Origin of the sequence: Rhizobium sp. WW_1 (assembly GCF_003610155.1) — a bacterium.
GTDB lineage: Bacteria > Pseudomonadota > Alphaproteobacteria > Rhizobiales > Rhizobiaceae > Rhizobium > Rhizobium tropici_A.
The window spans coordinates 236302-254835 of the sequence record NZ_RAIN01000002.1 but is presented as its reverse complement, the minus strand read 5'-3'; the positions used below and the strand labels follow the sequence as shown (position 1 = coordinate 254835).

Annotated in this window: 19 protein-coding genes; 10 read left to right on the top strand and 9 right to left on the bottom strand. The window is 59.6% G+C overall.

Annotated elements, in window-relative coordinates; genetic code table 11:
* The first annotated feature begins 4 nt into the window (after positions 1 to 4).
* Positions 5 to 1354 carry a cytochrome c gene (locus BJ928_RS08625; RefSeq protein ID WP_047631871.1) on the top strand — a complete coding sequence of 450 codons (1350 nt, stop codon included), beginning with the start codon at positions 5 to 7 and terminating at the stop codon, positions 1352 to 1354.
* A 142-nt stretch (positions 1355 to 1496) separates the two neighbouring features.
* On the opposite strand, the gene BJ928_RS08620 is transcribed toward BJ928_RS08625, so the two are convergent.
* On the bottom strand, positions 1497 to 2996 hold the full coding sequence (locus BJ928_RS08620) for a HAMP domain-containing sensor histidine kinase (RefSeq protein ID WP_047631872.1): 1500 nt from the start codon (positions 2994 to 2996) through the stop codon (positions 1497 to 1499).
* The gene (locus BJ928_RS08615; RefSeq protein WP_047631873.1) at positions 2993 to 3718 is read right to left on the bottom strand and encodes a response regulator; all 726 of its coding nucleotides are present in this window, start codon (positions 3716 to 3718) and stop codon (positions 2993 to 2995) included. Before BJ928_RS08615 ends, BJ928_RS08620 begins: the two co-directional genes overlap by 4 nt.
* Positions 3719 to 4295: 577 nt before the next feature.
* Between BJ928_RS08615 and BJ928_RS08610 the strand changes: the two genes are divergently transcribed.
* The 4 genes from BJ928_RS08610 (at position 4296) to BJ928_RS08595 (ending at position 6783) form a co-directional block, all read left to right on the top strand.
* Positions 4296 to 4553: a hypothetical protein gene (locus tag BJ928_RS08610; RefSeq protein WP_147413895.1), complete on the top strand. Its 258-nt coding sequence runs from the start codon at positions 4296 to 4298 to the stop codon at positions 4551 to 4553.
* A 57-nt stretch (positions 4554 to 4610) separates the two neighbouring features.
* Positions 4611 to 5189, top strand: a complete 579-nt coding sequence (locus BJ928_RS08605) for a flavodoxin (protein WP_047631875.1) — start codon at positions 4611 to 4613, stop codon at positions 5187 to 5189.
* A gap of 160 nt (positions 5190 to 5349) precedes the next feature.
* Positions 5350 to 5943 carry a class I SAM-dependent methyltransferase gene (locus BJ928_RS08600; protein ID WP_047631876.1) on the top strand — a complete coding sequence of 198 codons (594 nt, stop codon included), beginning with the start codon at positions 5350 to 5352 and terminating at the stop codon, positions 5941 to 5943.
* A 183-nt stretch (positions 5944 to 6126) separates the two neighbouring features.
* Positions 6127 to 6783, top strand: coding sequence for a hypothetical protein (locus tag BJ928_RS08595; protein ID WP_047631877.1), 657 nt, complete (start codon positions 6127 to 6129; stop codon positions 6781 to 6783).
* 57 nt (positions 6784 to 6840) lie between these two features.
* On the opposite strand, the gene BJ928_RS08590 is transcribed toward BJ928_RS08595, so the two are convergent.
* Positions 6841 to 8028, bottom strand: coding sequence for an arabinose transporter (locus tag BJ928_RS08590; protein ID WP_047631878.1), 1188 nt, complete (start codon positions 8026 to 8028; stop codon positions 6841 to 6843).
* 172 nt (positions 8029 to 8200) lie between these two features.
* Positions 8201 to 8833: a TetR family transcriptional regulator gene (locus BJ928_RS08585; protein ID WP_047631879.1), complete on the bottom strand. Its 633-nt coding sequence runs from the start codon at positions 8831 to 8833 to the stop codon at positions 8201 to 8203.
* 96 nt (positions 8834 to 8929) lie between these two features.
* On the opposite strand from BJ928_RS08585, the gene BJ928_RS08580 reads away from it, so the two are divergent.
* Both BJ928_RS08580 and BJ928_RS08575 read left to right on the top strand, forming a co-directional pair.
* Entirely contained in the window at positions 8930 to 9274 is a 345-nt protein-coding gene (locus tag BJ928_RS08580) for an adenylate/guanylate cyclase domain-containing protein (protein WP_047631880.1), read from the top strand.
* A 188-nt stretch (positions 9275 to 9462) separates the two neighbouring features.
* Positions 9463 to 10140 (top strand): class I SAM-dependent methyltransferase, encoded by a 678-nt coding sequence (locus tag BJ928_RS08575; protein ID WP_047631881.1) that lies wholly within the window; start codon positions 9463 to 9465, stop codon positions 10138 to 10140.
* 74 nt (positions 10141 to 10214) lie between these two features.
* On the opposite strand, the gene BJ928_RS08570 is transcribed toward BJ928_RS08575, so the two are convergent.
* The 3 genes from BJ928_RS08570 to BJ928_RS08560 all read right to left on the bottom strand — a co-directional run bounded on the left by BJ928_RS08570 (position 10215) and on the right by BJ928_RS08560 (position 12161).
* Positions 10215 to 10844, bottom strand: coding sequence for a ParB-like protein (locus BJ928_RS08570; RefSeq protein ID WP_047631882.1), 630 nt, complete (start codon positions 10842 to 10844; stop codon positions 10215 to 10217).
* Between the two features lie 154 nt (positions 10845 to 10998).
* Positions 10999 to 11175, bottom strand: coding sequence for a hypothetical protein (locus BJ928_RS38765; protein ID WP_156151444.1), 177 nt, complete (start codon positions 11173 to 11175; stop codon positions 10999 to 11001).
* Between the two features lie 293 nt (positions 11176 to 11468).
* Positions 11469 to 12161 carry a phosphatase PAP2 family protein gene (locus tag BJ928_RS08560; protein WP_245432258.1) on the bottom strand — a complete coding sequence of 231 codons (693 nt, stop codon included), beginning with the start codon at positions 12159 to 12161 and terminating at the stop codon, positions 11469 to 11471.
* A 276-nt stretch (positions 12162 to 12437) separates the two neighbouring features.
* On the opposite strand from BJ928_RS08560, the gene BJ928_RS08555 reads away from it, so the two are divergent.
* Entirely contained in the window at positions 12438 to 13130 is a 693-nt protein-coding gene (locus BJ928_RS08555; RefSeq protein WP_047631885.1) for a response regulator, read from the top strand.
* Positions 13127 to 14359 (top strand): ATP-binding protein, encoded by a 1233-nt coding sequence (locus BJ928_RS08550; RefSeq protein WP_047631886.1) that lies wholly within the window; start codon positions 13127 to 13129, stop codon positions 14357 to 14359. Before BJ928_RS08555 ends, BJ928_RS08550 begins: the two co-directional genes overlap by 4 nt.
* Positions 14360 to 14388: 29 nt before the next feature.
* Here the strand turns inward: BJ928_RS08550 and BJ928_RS08545 are convergent, their stop codons facing one another.
* Positions 14389 to 15339, bottom strand: a complete 951-nt coding sequence (locus BJ928_RS08545; protein ID WP_082011873.1) for a DUF535 family protein — start codon at positions 15337 to 15339, stop codon at positions 14389 to 14391.
* A 179-nt stretch (positions 15340 to 15518) separates the two neighbouring features.
* Complete coding sequence (locus BJ928_RS08540) at positions 15519 to 17255, bottom strand: hypothetical protein (protein WP_047631888.1); 1737 nt, start codon at positions 17253 to 17255, stop codon at positions 15519 to 15521.
* A 245-nt stretch (positions 17256 to 17500) separates the two neighbouring features.
* Here BJ928_RS08540 and BJ928_RS08535 point away from each other — a divergent pair, with 245 nt between their 5' ends.
* Positions 17501 to 18484 carry an AraC family transcriptional regulator gene (locus tag BJ928_RS08535; RefSeq protein ID WP_052227721.1) on the top strand — a complete coding sequence of 328 codons (984 nt, stop codon included), beginning with the start codon at positions 17501 to 17503 and terminating at the stop codon, positions 18482 to 18484.
* Positions 18485 to 18534 lie beyond the last annotated feature (50 nt).

Genomic DNA, 18534 nt, shown 5'->3' with positions numbered 1-18534 from the left:
ACCCTTGAAGAAATTTCTTCTGGTTCTTCTTTTGATTGTCGTGCTTGTAGCCGGCGGCGTCGCATGGTTCGTGACCCGCACGCCGGCATCTCCCTTCGACAATGTCGCCTTAGCGCAGCCGCCCTCGGAGGAGTTGCTGCAGCACGGCGAATATGTCGCGCGCCTTGGCGACTGCGTCGCCTGTCACAGCACGCCGAAAAGCGCTCCCTTTGCCGGAGGACTGCAGATGGGGACGCCGCTCGGCGCCATCTTCACGACGAATATCACTCCGGACAAGGAAACCGGCATCGGCAATTATACGCTCGCCGATTTCGACCGCGCCGTCCGCCAGGGCGTTGCCCGGGACGGACACCGCCTCTATCCGGCCATGCCCTATCCCTCCTATGTGAAGATGAGCGACGACGACATTCGTGCGCTTTACGCTTATTTCACCGGCAGGGTCCAACCCGTTCAGCAGGCAGACCAGCCCTCGGACATTCCATGGCCTATGAACATGCGTTGGCCGCTGGCGCTGTGGAACGCAGTCTTTACTGAGAGTGGAACCTATCAATCGAAAGCCACCGGCGACGACCAGTGGAACCGGGGCGCCTATCTCGTTCAAGGACCGGGTCACTGCGGCAGCTGTCATACGCCGCGCGCCATCACCATGGCGGAAAAGGCGCTCGACGAAACCAGCCCGCTCTATCTTTCCGGCGCGCTTCTCGACGGATGGTATGCCCCGAGCCTGCGCGGCGACCACAATGTCGGCCTCGGCCGGTGGACGGAGGAGGACATATACGCCTTCCTCAAGAGCGGCAGGAACGGTCATGCCGTCGTCTTCGGCTCGATGGCGGATGCCTTCAACAATTCGACCCAATTCATGACGGATGACGATCTCAAGGCCATTAGTCATTATCTGAAGTCATTGCCGGGCGACCCGACCCGCGACGGCACACCATGGCAGTATGACGACGCCACAGCCCAGAATGTCGCCCTTCCCGCACGCCAGCAGATTCCCGGCGCACAGACGTTCGTCGCAAAATGCAGCTTCTGTCACGGCCTCGACGGACGCGGAAAACAACAATGGATTCCGCCGCTCGCCGGCTCCGCCGCTTCGCTTGCAAAGGAAAGCGCGTCCCAGATCAATGTGACGCTGAACGGTTCCAGCCGTGTCGTGGCGAACGGAATCCCCGATGCCTATCGCATGCCGCCCTTCCGGCAGCAGCTTTCGGATCAGCAGATTGCCGATGTCCTGACATTCGTACGCTCGTCCTGGGGTAATCATGGCGGAGCAGTTGCAGCAGCCGATGTAACGGCGCTACGCGAGCACACGGACCCGGCAAGCAGCAATCCGATCATATTGCAGATGCGGTAACTTCCCGCCGCACCGACCTTTCGTGAAAAGGGCGAAAACTGTGCTTGTGATTTGAGGCAATGCGTAGCCCGCAGTTTGAAGCAATCGCGGGCTGCTCTTGCGTGGCCGTGCCCAACACGCCTTCCCCGCCAAGGTGAAGGCGTCAGTGCTCCTGCCCGGCAAGTTTCAGCGACTGCGCCCGCTTTCTCCTCCTGCTCACCCGCGATGAGGGCGTTTTAACGTGCCCTTCCTGCGGCAGGGTGATAATGGCCCTCAGACCGGGATTGTTGGGCTGCAGCAGGACATCGCCGCCATGTTGGCGCGCGACGGCCCGCGCGATCGAGAGGCCCAGGCCGACGCCGCCCGTGCCCCGGTTTCGCGACGCTTCCAGGCGGAAGAACGGCGCGAAGACCTTTTCCTTCATATCCTCGGGTATGCCGGGCCCGTTGTCCTCGATGACGATATCGATCGTACTGGCCGAATGGCGGATATAGACCTTCGCGTGGCCGCCATAGCGCACCGCATTTTCCGTAAGGTTGCGAACGGCTCGGCGCAGCCCGTCGGGCCGACAACGATAGGTCGTCTTCGCTCCCTCGAGATATTCCACCGGCAGTCCGAGATCGGCAAGGTCATCGCAGATACTGCCGACCAGGGCCTCAAGCTCGATTGCCCGCGTTTCCTCCGCCGTGGACTCGCCACGCGCGAAGGAAATAGCGGCTTCCGTCATGCCCTGAAGCTCGTCGATGGTCGACAGCATCTTCTGCTGGATATCGGCGTCCTTGACGAACTCCGCTCGCAGCCGAAGCGAAGTCAGCGGCGTCCTCAGATCATGGCCAATCGCGGCCAGCATTCTCGTCCGGTCATCGACGAAGCGATGCAGGCGTTCCTGCATCCTGTTGAACGCCTCGGCGGTGCGCTTGATATCGTCGGGTCCCTGTTCGGGCAGCGGCGGAAGATTTTCGCCTCGCCCCAGAGCCTCCGCGGAAACCGCCAGCCGTCGCAGCGGCCGTGCGATGCGGCTGGCGATGAACACTCCGATCAGTGACAGGATCAATGCGGTGGTGGCGAGCGAGGTGAGCGATTTCATATCCCACCATTGATCACCGACATTCTTGTAGAATGCCGTATTCAACCACATGCCGTCATTGAGCTGGACGACCAGTCCGTATCCGTTGTGTCCGCCGAAATAAACGAACTTAGCAGGTTGCGGCAGGCTCCAGAGTATCGGGGGCGGAGTGGCCCAACCCTCCCCTGCGCGTTCCGAAGTCAATGTTCCGGAGGTCAAATGTTCCGCATCGGAACCCGATCGCTTGCCGTATCTCCCGGCAAGATCAATGAAATTCTCGATCGGACGAGAAAGCTCGCTTGCCGCACGCTCACGCCATGCGCTGACGTCCGTTACCTCTTCCGGCGATAGCCAAAACCGGGAATAGCTGGTCTCGCTTGCCAGCAGCGCCTGCTCACGCAATGGCTTGGGCATGGATTCCATCAACCGCGTGACGGAAGCGCAACGGCTGAAGAATTCGCTCTTCATGGCCGCATGCAGCGCCTTGGTCCGTTCGTCCCAGGAGATTGAAAAGGTCAGGGCCTGCGAGACGACAAGGGCAAGCAGGGTAAAGCCGATGAACTGGGCGGCAAGGCTCCTCCTCCACCAGTAGATCATTCGAACCCCACATCCGCCGAGAGGCTATAGCCGCCACCCCAATGCGTCTTGATGACCGATGGGTTCTTCGGGTCCGGCTCGATCTTCTTGCGCAGGCGGCTCACTTGATTATCGATGCTTCTGTCGAAGATATCAGCGGTTCTCCCGACAGTCAGATCGAGAAGCTGCTCGCGGCTGAGGACAATGCCCGGGCGCTCGAGAAAAACCTTCAAAAGCCGGAATTCGGCCGTGCTAAGGGGGATGCCGACGCCATCGTCGCCGGAAAGCTCCTGCCGACCCATGTTCACGCGCCACTGCCCGACGCGGACGACCCTGGCCTTCTTCAGCGTTTCCCGCTGCTGCTGCGGCACGCCGTTGACCCGGCGCAGGACGGCCCTGATGCGCGCCAGTAATTCACGCGGATTGAACGGCTTGACGAGATAGTCGTCCGCTCCCAATTCGAGGCCGATGATGCGGTCGGTATCCTCGCTCATGGCGGTCAAAAAGATGATGGGGGTATCCGTTGTCGCTCGCAGATGACGGCAGACGGAAAGACCATCCTCACCGGGCATCATGACATCGAGAACGATCAGATCCACGGCGCCGCGCTCGAGGATTCGTCTCAGGGCAAGCCCGCTATCGGCGACGCTGACCTTGTAACCCTGCTGTTCGAGATATTGGCCGACGAGGTCCCTTATGTCCGAATAATCATCGACGACGGCGATGTGCGCAGCTTTTTGCATGAGATTTTCCACGATCTTAAGTCACTTTACAGAAGGCCGCACCAAGCCGCATCGAAAAAAGTGTATCAAAGTTTCACATAGACCGAAGAGTTGCGTCTCAGGTCGCACCCACGACAGCTTGAAACCCCGGCGAGAGCAGAAACATGCTCGTATCGAGAGGATATGGATTTCACCAAACCATCCCCGAAATCCAATCAATATTCCGCGCAAGGCCCTCAACAACTGACAAATTATAAGATTGCTGTCACAGGGGTATGCCGCAGACCAGCAAATTTGTAACAAGCTGTCGCAAGATTCACGTCGCCAGCAGGCGTTGCCAAGACGAACTATCGCAGCGAAACGGCGCCGCGCCGACAATGGTCAAATCCTGCCGTTCCCCCTGTAAGGCAGGCGCTTGCGGCAGCCGTTGCAGCGCTGTCGTCGCGCCGGCGCGCTTGGATACCGACAGACCGCGCTGTCATCACCAGCGACAGGCTTTTACATCTCCGGCACAAAGCTGCGACAGGACCGGTCTACTCTTGCCGTCGAAAATCACTTGTTCGGTCATCAATATCGAAGCTGGCAGGAGGATATGGAATTGGCCATAGAACTAGCACAGATCGCAACGCTTCGCCGCGTTCTCGAAATATTTTGCGCCCGGCACGAACTGGCTTTTGCCGACCGGACGGCAATCACCGCCGCCCGCGAACTGATGAAATTTGCCGACGAAGGCGAAACTGATCCGACAATTCTGGAACAGCGCCTCGACGAGGCAATGCAGACTTACAGCGAGCGCTCGCCTCTTGCTTCCAAGATAATGGTGTCGATGAGCGCTTCACCCGCGCGGCATCAGTAATTGCGAGAGCCGGTATCATCCCGTCATCGTCCAGGTCCAAAATCCGAGGACAACCTCATGCATCTTTCCCGCCGCACCGTGCTGACATCGATAGTGGCCGCAGCAGCCGCACCGAGATGGAGCTTCGCCGCCGGCGAGCAACGGGTTCTGATTGTCTACTATTCCTACACCGGCCACACCGGAGCGGTCGCGGAGAAGCTTCGCGCGCTTCTGGGAGCGGAGCTTTTCGAAATCCAGATGCAAGCTCCCTATCCGCTCGACATGCAGCGCGCCGCCGAACAATCGAAATACGAACTGGAAACCGGCGAGCTTCCCCCCTTGTTCGATGGCCTTCCGAAGCCTTCGAAATACGATCTGGTTCTCGTGGGTGGTCCCGTATGGTGGAATACCATTACGCCGCCCGTCATGAGCTTTCTTGAGCGGACGGACTTTGGCGGACGGAAGGTCGCGCCCTTTGCCACATATGTGCTGGAACCGGCGCATTACGAACGGAATTTTGCCGCCCAAGCGCGCAGTGCTTCGCTTCTGTCGAGCCTGATGATCAGCGAATTCGAAGTAACCGAGGGACAGGCGGACAAGGCCATTGCAGCCTGGGCCCTCCGAAATCTGCCGAAATACGGCCCACAAGCCTTGTGAGCTTGCCGGAAACACGCGAATTATTTTCACTCCGCCAACGGCATAGGCACCGATCTGCCGTCATAATGGCAAGCCGCCCACCACGATGTTCTGCGTTCTGCTGCCTGGACGTTGATAATATTCTATGCTTGCAGAGGCCATCCACCAGCGGAGATTCTCAATGGGCGAAGCATTTCCCGCGACTTCGATGCCGGACCGCGACTGGTGGGGTGCTCTCTGGCCAGATCCACTGGCGATCCTCGAAGCGCTTGGCATCAAGTCCGACATGACCGTACTCGATCTTTGCTGCGGCGACGGCTACTTCACGGCGCCGCTGGCGAAACTCGTTGCCGGAAAGGTCTATGCGCTCGATCTGGATGAGACCATGATCGAGTTGGCAAGAGCTGAAGCCGCGCTACAGGATGTCTCCGTGCAGAAATGGATCCATGCCGATGCCCGCGACATCGCGGAACATCTTCCCGAAAACGTTGATTACGTTCTGATGGCGAACACGTTTCACGGCGTTCCCGATCAGCCCGGCCTCGTCCGTGCCGTCCGTTCGGTGCTCGCATCGAACGGATTGTTCGCTATCGTCAACTGGGAAGCACGAGCACGCGAGGAGACCACGGTGCTCGGGGCGCCGCGCGGCCCCAAGACCGAGATGCGCATGACGCCGGCACAGGTCGCCACGATTGTCGAAACCGGCGGCTTCAAATCCCGAAATACAATCGAACTACCGCCCTATCACTACGGTATCGTCTTTGCCACCTCGTAGTTGATCCCCCAACAGCACCCGATCCGCTATTACCCTTCGGCACAATGCAAGGTCTGCATGACTAGCCCCGTGCAAGCTATGGGCGATATTGGATACACGCGTGCACGATCGTGGTCTCGCCGGGGGCGGAGAGCCAAGCTGGTCGAGCACCGATGATCATTGGGGCAGATCGGAGATATCGACATGGTGAACAGCATCAATTCGCTGCGACTTCTCAACTCGCATAGCACGCTGCGAAGCCTGCACAGCGGAAACGCGACGGAGACCGATACATCGCGGATATCGAGAGCGACGAGCTCGCTTGCAAACGACGCCTACACGTCGGTTCGTTCGAACAGCAAGCTCAGCATCCTTCTCCAGGGGCTGTCGACGAACAATGGCTCTGCGAAAGCCGGATCGACGCTTTCGGCTTCGAAGCCGATCGATAATATCTCGTCCGGTGATTTCATGAAGGCACTCAATGCGAAGCTAAAGGCCTCTTCGTTCGATCCTGTCAGCGGACCGCAGTCGAAAGCGATGTTGAGCGCGCTCAAAAGCGGAAATCTGTCCGTCTACGATCCGATCAAGGGCGTCTCGGTCGACGCATGGAATCCGGATGACAAGACGAGCAAGGCCAGCAAGCCCGAAGCGATGGAAAAGAGCACCTGGAACGAGTTTCTGAAGGAGCACCTGAAGCGCGACGGCAAGGGAGCCCTGGTGAGGACGAGCGATGGCAGCTACATCGACAAGGCTACCGGACAAAATGCCTTCTTTGGCACCATCAATGGCAAATACTACTATGCGACTTGGCCATCGGTGACCGCGAGCGACGGTGCATCGCCGGGGAAGACGAACGGCTAGGCAAAACCGTGAAAAACCTTGGCCGCCCCCGCTGAACCACGGGGGCGGCCATATCCTTCAATTCAAGACGACCGCGCGCATCCTTCGAAGAGAGAGCGTGAACAACAGACCGGCGATCGCAGCAACAGTCCCTGCCATGAAAACACTGCCATAGCCGGCCCTGTCGGCCAGAAGGCCGGCAAAGGGCCCGGTCAGCCCGTAGGCAAGATCCTGGAAGGCAGAGAAGCCGCCGAGCGCTGTGCCGCGCAGATGTGGCTCCACCCGGCTGACAACTTCCCGACCCAGCGCCGGATAGATCATCGAGCAGCCGAGCCCCGTCAGGAATGCGCCCGCCAGCGCAACCGTCGGGTCCGCAGCGCTCCAGATTAACAACTGGCCCACCGCTTCGACAACGAGCGATCCGGCTGCGACCGGCAGGCCGCCGATGCGATCCGGCAGATGGCCGAAGAACACGCGCATCAGAACGAAGCCAACGCCGAAGGCGGTGAGGCCCAAGCCGGCATAGTTCCAGCCCCGATCGAGGAAATAGAGCGTGAAGAACGCACCGATCGCAGCAAAGCCTATGCCCTGCAGGCACACGACCGCGCCATGCAGCCAGACCTTGCCTATGACGCTCCAGAATGGCGGGCGCTCTGCACCGGGATGCGGTGCGATCCCGGGAACTCGCCAGATTGCCAACAGACCGAGGAGCGGCAGCACGGCGCTGATCGCCATCATGCCGGCAAAGCCGAAGCGGTCGAACAGCGCCAGACCGATCGGACCGCCTACGGCCAGCGCCCCGTAGATGGCGGCGCCGACCAGTGCCAATACCCTGCCCGAACGCGCCGGGCCGACAAAGCCGATGCCCCAGGCGATGATGCCGACGGCGACCAGGCTCTCGCCCAGCCCGAGAAGCAGGCGCCCGACCAGCAGCAACAGAAAGGACGGCAGCGGCATATGGGCGACAAGGCCCGCAGCCAGCGCCATCAACGCGCCGGCAACATAGAGGGCAAGGCCCCGCATCACGGCCGGCTTGGCGCCACGATGATCCGAGAGGCTGCCAGCATAACCGCGTGTAAGGATGGTGGCGAAAAAGGCGATACCGACGCCAAGCCCGGCCCAGACATTGCCGAACCGTAACTGCTCGCTCACATAAAGCGGCACAATGGGAAACGACATGCCGATGCAAAGATAGGAAATGAAGAGAATGGTGCTGAGCAACAGCAGACGACCGCGTGCCGGATCGGGTGTCGATTGAAAAGCCATGATGATCTCCAGGCTTTTCCTCGATCGGCGAAGGCATTAAAAAACGCACTCCGACCGACGAGGATCGTTGAGTGCGTTGCTTGACGTCAAACGCTTACGGCCAGCAAGACTGGCTGCGTTTCCAATAGTCTCTTGCCGAATGACTGTCAATAAAGCGAGGCCGAGAGATCGTTCAAAGAGGTTTGAGGCTTTCGAGATAGGCACAGAACATATTCGCCATGGCCTCTCCATAGGCATCGATCTCCTGCGACGTTCGCGGGCTCTCCGAAAACCGCTTCCCCACTGCGCCGAGCGTGGTTGTCACGAGATCCGTTGCCAAATCGAGTGTTGCGATATCGACCCCCGGCAACGCTTCGCGCATGAAGGCCAGCAAAATCCGGTCCCCGGATGATCTGACCTCACGCGCTTCAGGAGCATCCCGATAAAGCGGCGCGGCATCGTTGAGTGCGACACGCATGGCGGCCTCTTCGCATTCGGAGCGAAGAAACGCGTGGACGAGCGCGCGCAATCGTTCCAGTGGCGGCTTTGCACCATCTTCAAGAATCTCGCGCAACAGATCGGACGTCTGTCGCCATTCGTCGCTCTGAAGTCGGAAAAGGATTGCCGCCTTGTTGGGAAAATACTGGTATACGGACCCGACGCTGACGCCTGCCTTTTCCGCGACGCGCGCCGTGGTGAAACGTTGTGCGCCTTCCTTTGCCAAAACCTGAGCGGCGGCGCTGAGAATTGCGGAAACGAGCTCGGTCGACCGCGCCTGCTTCGGCTGCTTTCGCGATGAAATCTTGGCTCTTGGACGATCCGCCATATCGATGTCCTCAATGCGAATAGCGAGAATGCCGAACTAGTCGTATTTTGCGCGTTGCGCAACAACGTGCGCGGACGGCCCTTATGTGCAGCCGCGGTGAACGCCGCCAGGGAAGGACTGCGGGCACTCGAACTCATCAATGCCACGCCATCGCGAAAGACGGCGCCGCCGCTTCGCGCCCGCATCGGCATCGGCATCGGAGACGTCGTTCACGGCAATATCGGCTCGGCCGGGCGTTTCTCGTTCACGATCATCGGGACGCCGGTCAACAGGTCAGCCCGGCTCCAGGCCCTGGCAAAGAAACTGGACGCGGCCATGCTGATAACAACTGACATCGCCGAAGCGACCGGTGTCGAATGTAGGTCCTTCGGCAGCCGCGCCTTGAGGGGCTTTGACCATCCCGTCAATGTTGTGGGTTTCGGCGTTTCCGACGATCACTGAAAATGCGAATGGCGGCATCGAAGATCACCGAGGTCATCCGGTTTTCGTGACACGTAATTTCAATTTTTCGATTTATTTTCAAATATATAACAGCACGCTCTGCGCACCCTTGACGAATGCGATTATGAAATGCGACGAATTATTCGTATTTTCTCCCGGCGATACTTCAGATCAAAACGGAGAGACAGATGACCACCTTGACGACTGCCCCGCTGCCAAAATTGCTCGACCGGCTGTTTGAGGAAGCCGAAGCGGCATCGCCGGCCGCGCTTCCCTCGGTCGCGGCATATTGGAACAACCTTTCGAGCGAGGAGCGCGGGCGTCTAGTGCGCAGCAGGACCGATTACCTCGACTTCTATGGGCGAATGAAGGACATACCGCTCGCCATCTCCCGCGAGACCGGGATGTTGCTTTATATGCTGGCACGGAGCACAGGCGCGCGAACCGCCGTCGAATTCGGAACCTCGTTTGGTGTCTCCACCCTGTATTTGGCTGCAGCACTGCGGGACAATGGAGGCGGCCGCGTGATCACAACCGAATTCGAGCCTTCCAAAGTGGCACGGGCGCGGGAGAATCTGACGGCCGCCGGCCTTATCGATCTTGTCGAGATCCGCCAGGGCCACGCCCTGCAAACCCTGCGGTCCGATCTCCCCGATACCATCGACCTCTTGCTCCTCGATGGCGCCAAGGCGCTCTATCCGGATATCCTGAAGCTGGTGGAAAGCCGCCTCCGACCAGGAGCGTTCGTGGTCGCCGACAATGCCGATTTCTGCCCGGAATATCTGGCTTTGGTGCGGTCGTCGACCAGCGACTACATGTCCACCGCCTTTGCCGAGGATATCGAGTTGTCCATGCGGCTCGGCTGACGCGAGCCGCCGCATGAACGCACTTCGAAAAGCCGCCGTTCGCTCCTCTGCTCCTTACCGGAGCGGGGGGCGGATTATTCGGGAACCAGACCGCACCAGCCGGGCAGGTAATCGGCATCCTTACCCTTGGCAAGCTTATGCGCCTTCTCTAGCGCGGACTCGAAATCCTTATCGAGTTCCTTGCGCTTGATGCGGCGGCGCAAGAAATCCGCCCAGAGGAATTCGCTGAAGGGCGTCGTATCCTTGGCATAACCACCGACATGCCGCAGTTCACCGGCAAGCGACCGATAGGGATCATCGATCAGATCCTTGATGCTTTTCGGAATGTCCTCATAACCGCGTCGCTTCCCCTCGTCGTCGAAGGGATGCATCCAGTCGTGGCAGTCCATGACGAACCAGAAGGAATCCCGGTCGAGCCGCGAGAGATCGGCGACGGTCGTCACCAGAACATCCTTCACCCCCTCTTCATAGAGCGCGAGGGAAAGATGGTGATGATCGATGACATAGTATTTTCCGCGCGGTCCGCGAATCGCCGGCACCATGTGATTTCCGAGGAACTCGCCGGCCTTGTCGCCCTCGGCTTCCGCCTTGAGGCGCCACGCCTTGCGCTTGGCCTTGACCTCGCGCATGCCGACGGTGATCTGGGTGGGCTTCAATTCTTCGATGGGAACTGGATGCAGGATGGGTTCGCGCAGCGTAACCATTTGAAAGCTCTCCGCAAAGGCAGGACTGCGCTAACGTAGCACAACCGTCCAATCCGGCAAGCTCGGCGTCAAATATGCTTAGCCGCCAAATCGTCACGGCCACAGAACGGTCCGCAGCGACGAGCACCCTTGTCTTTGAACTAGCGGATCGCCCTCATGCGGCCGTTTTAATCACCGTGAACTGGGAACGCCGGTAGAAGGCCAGCATTTCCCGCTCGAAGCTTTCCACGGCGAGCACGGCCCATGGTTCGTAATGATCGTTGCGGGAGCGCATCCCGCGCCGACGACCCATGTCGAGCAGTCCACGCCATGCCCAATCTACCAACCCCATCCCGTCACTCTTACCCTGCCCAGGTCCTGTCGCCATCCGCTCTACCGGCCTCAATCGCGTCCGGCGGCATGACCAACTGTAAATAGGTAACCCTTGATCGAAGGAAAGGTGAAGCAACGTTGTATTAAGGTTTGTAACATGCGTTTGCCTGGAACTGTCGCATTGCGGCGACACTATGCCTCCGATCCTGACCCGGAAAGCAGGAATGAACGAGAGACAAGTAACTGGCGCACACACTCTCAAGGCGCGAATAATCGGAATTGCCGGCACCCAGGGTCCACGGGACGATGGGCTCATCGGAACATCAGGCGCGTGACATAGCGATCGATCACCCGCGAGTTCGCTTCGATCCAGCGCCAGATCACAACCATGGCGAACATGGTCAAAAGCCATCCAAGCATCACATCGGACATGAAATGAGCGCCGAAGATCACGCGATTGAACGCCACAAACAGCAGGCATGGAGCAAGGATCAAGGCTGCAATCCATCTGCGTCCGGCCGGCGCGAACACCAATAGAGACAGCGCAGCCGCCGCCGCGGCGGCTTCGCCAGAAGGAAAGGAACAATTGCGGGTGCATGCCGCCGAAAACTGCCACACCGGGGTAAAATCCGCCGAGCCGCCGAACTCTATCAGCTCGCGAGGGCGCACGCGTCCGATCGCAACCTTGAGCGTCTGCACGACCAGCAGCGGCCCGGCGGCAAAGCTCAGAAGCACGAACAACGGCTTGTGAGGAGCGCAGAATCGTAATCGCCCCGGCAGGAAGACATGTAGGACGATGATGACAGCCATGGTGCCGAGAATATAGGCCTGGCTCTGGCGGGCGCCGTCCCTGACAACTCTCAGCCAGGGATTTTCTGCCAACCAGAAGAGGTGCCCATGGGCAAACAGGCGCGTAATAGTCAGATCAAGTTTTGGAAAGACCACGAAGACGAAGCTTGTCCAGACGATCAGCATGCCGATGAGCGCCAGGTCCCCGTCCGTCATTGCCCGATCCTGCTGTCGGCGCGCACGCGCCTGATCGGAATGAGAGCTCCAAGAATTCGATGCAAATTTCCACATGCCATGTCTCCAGAGGCGGAATGGCGCCAATCTGAATCCCGATTGTCAAGAAATGGCGAAGATCGCATCAAGGCCCTGTTCAGAATCGGCTGTCGGACGGTCAGAGGGCTGTTTGGAAATTGCAGAAGCCGGCTTTGTCCGCAATAGTGGTTCCAAGCGGCAAAGCCGAACTGAAAACGGAAGAAACATAAGGCGCTAGGGTTGGACAACAGTCTCGTTCTCATCGTGGAGGATGAACCGGCAATCGCACAGATACTGGAAGGCTATCTGACGCGCGACGGCTTTCGCACGGTACGCGCCGGCGATGGCGAAACCGCGCTGCAGCACCATGCGCTTCTGAAGCCTGATCTCGTGCTCCTCGACGTTCGCCTGCCGAAACTCGACGGCTTCGGAGTACTCGGCCGCCTGCGCCAGGCCGGCTCGACGCCCGTCATCATGGTCACAGCCGTCGCCGACGACATAGACCGCCTGAGCGGGTTGCGCCTCGGCGCCGACGACTATGTCGTCAAGCCGTTCAACCCGCAGGAAGTCGTTGCCCGCGTGCGGGCGGTGCTGCGCCGCACGCAGGGCGATCGCGCCGAAGCCATCAAGCGTTACGGCGCGCTGGAGGTCGATTTCAGCAGCTATACCGTCTTCATCAACAAGGACGAGCGACGCATCGCACTGCCGCTGACGCTGAGCGAATTCCGTATCCTCGCCTACATGATCCGCCATCCGACGCAGGCTTTCGCACGCGCCGACATCCTTGATGCCTGCCTGCCGGAAAGCGACGCCCTCGTGCGGACTGTCGATACGCACATCTCCAATCTCAGGCGCAAGCTGGAGGAAATGGGGCAAACCGGCTTCTTTCCCGCCGTACGCGGCATCGGCTATCGCTTTTCGGACCCAAGATGAAAAAAGCAAGACTTCCCAGCCTACCGCTTGCGACGCTCACGGCCATCGTCACCACCATAATGCTGCTGCTCAGCGTCGGCCTGACATATCTAGGGGTCATCTCCTATGCCAACCATCTGGAGCAGGGCATCACTGATGCTTTGCCACCGAAGGCGGCTGCGACCTACAAGATGCTGAGCGACAACAAGGTTCCCGATGGAGATTCCCTCAAGTTCCTGGTCGAAAACCTCATTTCGATGAACGAGCCGACGGATTTCCAGGTGCAGCTTTCCGTACTCGTCTTCGGCCTGCTCTCGGCCCTTCTCTGCGCTGTTATCGGCGTCTTCCTGGCAAGACGGCTTACACGACCGCTCGAAGAACTCACCTTCGCCGCCGAAGGTTTGAAGTCTGGCGATTTTTCCGTCCGTGTCGCCGCGCACTATCACAGCACCCGCGAAGTCTCGAGCCTTGTTGGAACCTTCAATGCCCTTGCGACCAGCCTGGAGACCATGGAGGAAAGGCTGCGATTCAACAACATGGCGGTTGCGCACGAATTGCGCACGCCGCTGACTATCCTGCAGGGCTCGCTGCAGAGCATGATCGACGGCGTGTTTCCGATGGATCGGAAGATCATTTCCGATCTCCTCCTGCAAGTCGAAGGCCTGGGGCGAGTTGTCGAGGACTTGCGCACCCTGTCGCTTGCCATCGGCCAGAAACTCGTGATGGAGCGTCAGCGCATCGACGCATCGCAACTGGTCGAGACGGTCATCGCCTCGGCAAAACCCATGCTGGAAGCCACCAAGCTGCGGGTCGAAACCGGTCTGAAGCCTGTCTGGATCTCCGCCGACTCCCCGCGTATCCGCCAAGCCGTGCTGGCGCTCCTCGAAAACGCCTGCCGCTACGCCGGCGAAGGCGGCTGGCTGCGATGCGAAACCGAGCAGCTCGCAGACAATAGCGTCGTTATCCGCGTTCTCGATCGCGGGCCGGGATTTCCACAGGACATGGATTCGGTTGCCGTCAATCCCTTTTGGCGTGGTGACCCCTCGCGCGCTCGCGCGACCGGCGGCACCGGGCTGGGCCTGTCCGTCGTACAGGCCATCGCCGTCGCCCATGGCGGCCATCTGGAATTCGCAAACCGGCCCGAAGGCGGCGCCATGGTCACGATCCACTTGATGGACAACGGCGTTCCGGGAGAGACCCATGGGTTTGCACCACAGGATGCCACGCACCGGCAATGCCGACTTTGCTGACCAAAGCGACGGCCGACGCCTGCCGATGGTCAGTGGAAGAGTTCGCCGATATTGTAGAACCATAGCTTGCTCTGGCTGCGCCTGTCCGCTCCACTGAGCTTGGAATAGGGAACCCTGAAGCCGTAAGTGCCCTCGTGTTGGGCGGAACGCTCGACCCAGAAAGCATCGATGTTTGACAGCAGCATCGATTGCCGCGCGCGCCGGCGATAGCGGATCGGATGCTTCGCCTGCGAGACCGCAAAGAAGTGGTGCATCCCGCCCTCCGCCGCCAGCCCCTGCAGCACGATCAGGATCGCCTCCTTCGGGCGGAGGCCGAAGAGATCGCGGGTGACATCCACGACACGTTGCTTCGCATTACGCGGCCCCTGCATGCTCCCGACGACGAATGTATAGCGCCCCTCCGGCTTCTGGCTGACAAAGACGAACCTCGCCGTGCACAGAAGCGCCTGGTCGTTGAAACGCACGAGTTTGATCGCGAAAGCACCCTCGTGGCGGCCGCCGCTGCGATCGGCGAGCGCGATAGAGCATGCATATGCGTCGCACTTCCCTTGGACGGTGCCCATTTCCAGCCACTCGCCGCGCCAGAGCCGCATCAGGCTCTCTCTGGAAAGAATGGCTCCCGCAATCGAGAAATGCTCCATGAGCAGCGCGAGGCGTCTGGAGTTGGGCATTCCGTGGACAAGAAATTTCGACAAAGGCTTCTGCAGGAGCTCATCATGTGGCGGCGGCAATCCGCGAACCACTGCAAAGGTCGCGGTAAAGCGCCACCATCGCATGGTCGGCAGCGGGTTGGCTGCGAAACGGCACCAGAAGAGAAGCCCCCGTTTCCACCGCGTCCGCAGACTGAAGGTCGCTACTCTCCAAAGCAGGATGTATGGGTATACGTGGGACGGGGTTGCTTCCGGCGGCACCGCCGTCTGGGGAGAAATACAGGATATGACGCCCTCTGGCGTCACGGCGATCGATGTCTTTCGATTCATGCAAAAGCCCGGCGGATGTGATCTCGCCGAACCATCTGCACCGGAATTGTCAAGACAGCGTCAAGGCAAGATCGGCCTTCCATCCGGCTCCATGAAGGGCCGGCCCCAGCTTGCAGTGGATGGGGGATATGCGACGGCGCGGGCTGAGATGCCGATCTGCCGCGCCGCGTTACAGCTTGCTAAAAGAGAGCTTCCGCGAAGAGATCCTCGTCGCTAGCCGGAGCAGGTGCGCTTTCGACCGCGGCGCTCACCGTACCGAAGATGGCCGCATGGATCTCGCGTTCGGCCGCCATGGTATAGGTCTTGAAGATGCGCTCGGAAATGACTGCGACAGGCGCTTCGAGTCCTGTCGTATCGATAAATGCGCTCCGCGTGCGGCCGGCCTCCTTCGTGCAGGACGCCAAAGTCTCGCCGATGCCGGCACGGAAATCCAACCCCTTGACGACATCGCTCACTTGCGAGGTCATGGCCTCGCCGCAACGGCGCAGCTCCTGCACGTTGAGATCCATGGACGCGCCGGCTTCGCCGATATGGGCAAGAGCCGTGTCTATATGCGTGCCGAGACCGCCGGAACTCTCCTCCTCGTCGGCCTGTCGCCCGTCCTTGAGGCCGGTCGCCTGCGTTTCGAGCTTGCCGAGACCGACGAGGATCTTCTCGGCGTCCTCATCGAGCAGAGATGCAAACGAGCGTAGCTCGCCGGCGACCACATTGATGGCCCGCCCTTCCTCGCCGAGCTTGCCGCAGCGTAGATTGGTGTTGAGGGCCATGTATTGAATGTCACGACGCACGAGCTGAATAGTCAGGATGCTCGTAGTCAGTTCCTTGACCATCTCGGACGTTTGCTCGCTCAGCCGATTGGCGCCGGCCGCGGCAATGTCGATGCGATCGACGACGACCCGGGCGACTGACAGATCGCCCCGCAACGAGTTGATCGGACTTTTACCGTCCTGCCCGCTCTGCGACATCATCGTCCGATAGAGATCAAGCAGCGTGCCGATATCGCCGCTGAAGCTGCGGATATTGTCGACGATCTTGGCGGTCTCGCGGTCGAAGCCCTTAGTCGTCTCGCCGAGCAGGTCGAAGATCAATGTCATTGCCAGTTGCGACAGGCGCTTGCGGTCGGCGGCCGACAGGTCCGCAGGAGCCTCCGAGGCGAGATAGGCCTCGACAATTGCATGTGCCGTCTGGCAGTGCTCGACCCTCTGTCTGGTGATGTCGCCGATCTGCATGGCCGACAACGTATGGGCGACCTTGTTTTGGATTTTGCGCGCCAGGCCCGCGACGGTCTCCGCCAGTTCGGAGAGATTGCGGCGCTGCACCTGGATTTCCTCGGCGTTCGACACGAGACGCTGCGAGATCGACGGGATGCCGTTCAGATGCTGCGCCAGAGAACCGTCCTCGTTTGCCATGGCAGATTCGATCTGCCCCTCCAGCGAACGGATCTGCAGGGACAGGGCCTTGACTTCCTTGGCAGCAAATTCGATGCGCTCGACGATCTCGCTGGCGAAACTCGAAAAGTCGGGAATGCGCGCACCCGCTATCTTTGCAGTCGCCGCAAAAGTTCTCAGATAGCGCAGGGTCTCCTCCATGGAGAGCACATGCTCGGCGAGCCCCTGTCCGGTCTGGCCGATGGCGGCAACGCTCTCCTGGCGACGCGCTTCGGCATGCGGCAGCTTGTTCAAGTGGTCCACTGTCTGGAGCAGCCGCGCCGTAGCTTCGGTCGCATTTTCCTCCTTCAGCGAATTGCCGATATCCTCCAGCAGGCTGATGAGCTTGGCCAGCGCTTCAGTGACCGTGATGAGAACGGCTCCGCCATCCAGGAAGCGCTGCTCAATCTGTAACCGGGCACTCTCGAGACGATCGACGAAGCTATCCGTCGAAGGGATAAATTGCCGGCTTGTCGCTGCATACGCCATACTGTTCGGACCCCGCCTGAGACTTTCCCCGGCAAACTAAGGCGAACAAAGAAATACGGAGTTAACGCAGGGGACGAAACATGCCGCTCGTCTGCAACCTCAGTCCCTGCGCCGCCGGGAAAGCTCTGGGCAAGACCCGTATCCTATAGCTGGCCATCAGCACATCTCGTCTTTGTGCGGGCCACCGGCTGGCTCTGCTTGCGATCAAACCTTCAAGCGGACCCGCCAATGCTGATTGAAGTACGATGAAGATAGCGAGCGAGAAATACGCGTGGTCGGCCTGCGAACCCGCGGAATTGCAGGAAAGATTGCGGGACGCAGGCATATCCGTCGCCTTCGAACGAAGGCCTGGCAACCCGCATTTCCATGTCGACGTTACGTTGACGACAATCCGAAAGATGGCGGCCTGGAAGATTGCGTCGAAAACAGGTTACGAAATCCTCTATCTATTCGATCCCGCCGACAGGATAGAATTGCATTTCGTCGAAAGCGGCGTGTTTCAGATCGAAACGGAGGATCAGGAATTTACGGCCGCAGCAGGGACAGCCTTCATGCTGCTGTCTCCCGGCTCGACAAGGATCAAGGCCTCCGACAACGCGCGCAAGGTCGCGCTTGCCATACCCCGCATCCATTGCCTGCCGCTGATCGACATCGGAAAAGACGACCCTGGGTTGTTTTTTCGACGTTTTGACACAATGACCGACATTGGCGAGAAGGGAATAAAAACCATCCACCGCATGACGACCTTGCTGTTGGAGCCAGGCGAACATCCCTTCGCCGGCTCGCCATTGGGGGCATCGCTTTTCAAGGAAGCGCTCCTTACGGCCTTTATACAATCATGGCCCCGATCGGTGCAAAGACCCGCAATCCAGAGCGCCCGCCCGCGCAATCTGAAGCGGGCGCTGGACTGGATTCAGACCCATCTTGGCGACGAGTTCACCGTGCTCGATATTGCCAGGAATGCCGGGCAGAGCGTGCGCAGCCTGCAGCTTTCCTTCCAGCAGAACATGGGCATGAACCCCTTGAATTACGTGCAGCGCCTGCGGCTCCAGCAGATCCACCACGACCTGCTCCACAGCGATGCCGGCGAAACGATATCCGAGATCGCGGCACGATGGGGTTTCAGCCATATGGGATATTTCGCAGCGCGCTATCGGGCCATGTATGGCGTATCCCCATCATCGACACGCACCAGCCGCCGCGACTTCGACGCGGCCGGTCATATTTAATATCAGAAAAACGCAATCTTATCATTTAATCGCAGTTAATTATAAAATCG

Coding starts and splice junctions, on each gene's coding strand:
- BJ928_RS08620 (WP_047631872.1), bottom strand. CDS start 2,996: ATGATCTACTGGTGGAGGAGGAGCCTTGCCGCCCAGTTCATCGGCTTT.
- BJ928_RS08615 (WP_047631873.1), bottom strand. CDS start 3,718: ATGCAAAAAGCTGCGCACATCGCCGTCGTCGATGATTATTCGGACATA.
- BJ928_RS08605 (WP_047631875.1), top strand. CDS start 4,611: ATGCATCTTTCCCGCCGCACCGTGCTGACATCGATAGTGGCCGCAGCA.
- BJ928_RS08600 (WP_047631876.1), top strand. CDS start 5,350: ATGGGCGAAGCATTTCCCGCGACTTCGATGCCGGACCGCGACTGGTGG.
- BJ928_RS08595 (WP_047631877.1), top strand. CDS start 6,127: ATGGTGAACAGCATCAATTCGCTGCGACTTCTCAACTCGCATAGCACG.
- BJ928_RS08590 (WP_047631878.1), bottom strand. CDS start 8,028: ATGGCTTTTCAATCGACACCCGATCCGGCACGCGGTCGTCTGCTGTTG.
- BJ928_RS08585 (WP_047631879.1), bottom strand. CDS start 8,833: ATGGCGGATCGTCCAAGAGCCAAGATTTCATCGCGAAAGCAGCCGAAG.
- BJ928_RS08575 (WP_047631881.1), top strand. CDS start 9,463: ATGACCACCTTGACGACTGCCCCGCTGCCAAAATTGCTCGACCGGCTG.
- BJ928_RS08570 (WP_047631882.1), bottom strand. CDS start 10,844: ATGGTTACGCTGCGCGAACCCATCCTGCATCCAGTTCCCATCGAAGAA.
- BJ928_RS38765 (WP_156151444.1), bottom strand. CDS start 11,175: ATGGGGTTGGTAGATTGGGCATGGCGTGGACTGCTCGACATGGGTCGT.
- BJ928_RS08560 (WP_245432258.1), bottom strand. CDS start 12,161: ATGACGGACGGGGACCTGGCGCTCATCGGCATGCTGATCGTCTGGACA.
- BJ928_RS08550 (WP_047631886.1), top strand. CDS start 13,127: ATGAAAAAAGCAAGACTTCCCAGCCTACCGCTTGCGACGCTCACGGCC.
- BJ928_RS08545 (WP_082011873.1), bottom strand. CDS start 15,339: ATGAATCGAAAGACATCGATCGCCGTGACGCCAGAGGGCGTCATATCC.
- BJ928_RS08540 (WP_047631888.1), bottom strand. CDS start 17,255: ATGGCGTATGCAGCGACAAGCCGGCAATTTATCCCTTCGACGGATAGC.
- BJ928_RS08535 (WP_052227721.1), top strand. CDS start 17,501: ATGAAGATAGCGAGCGAGAAATACGCGTGGTCGGCCTGCGAACCCGCG.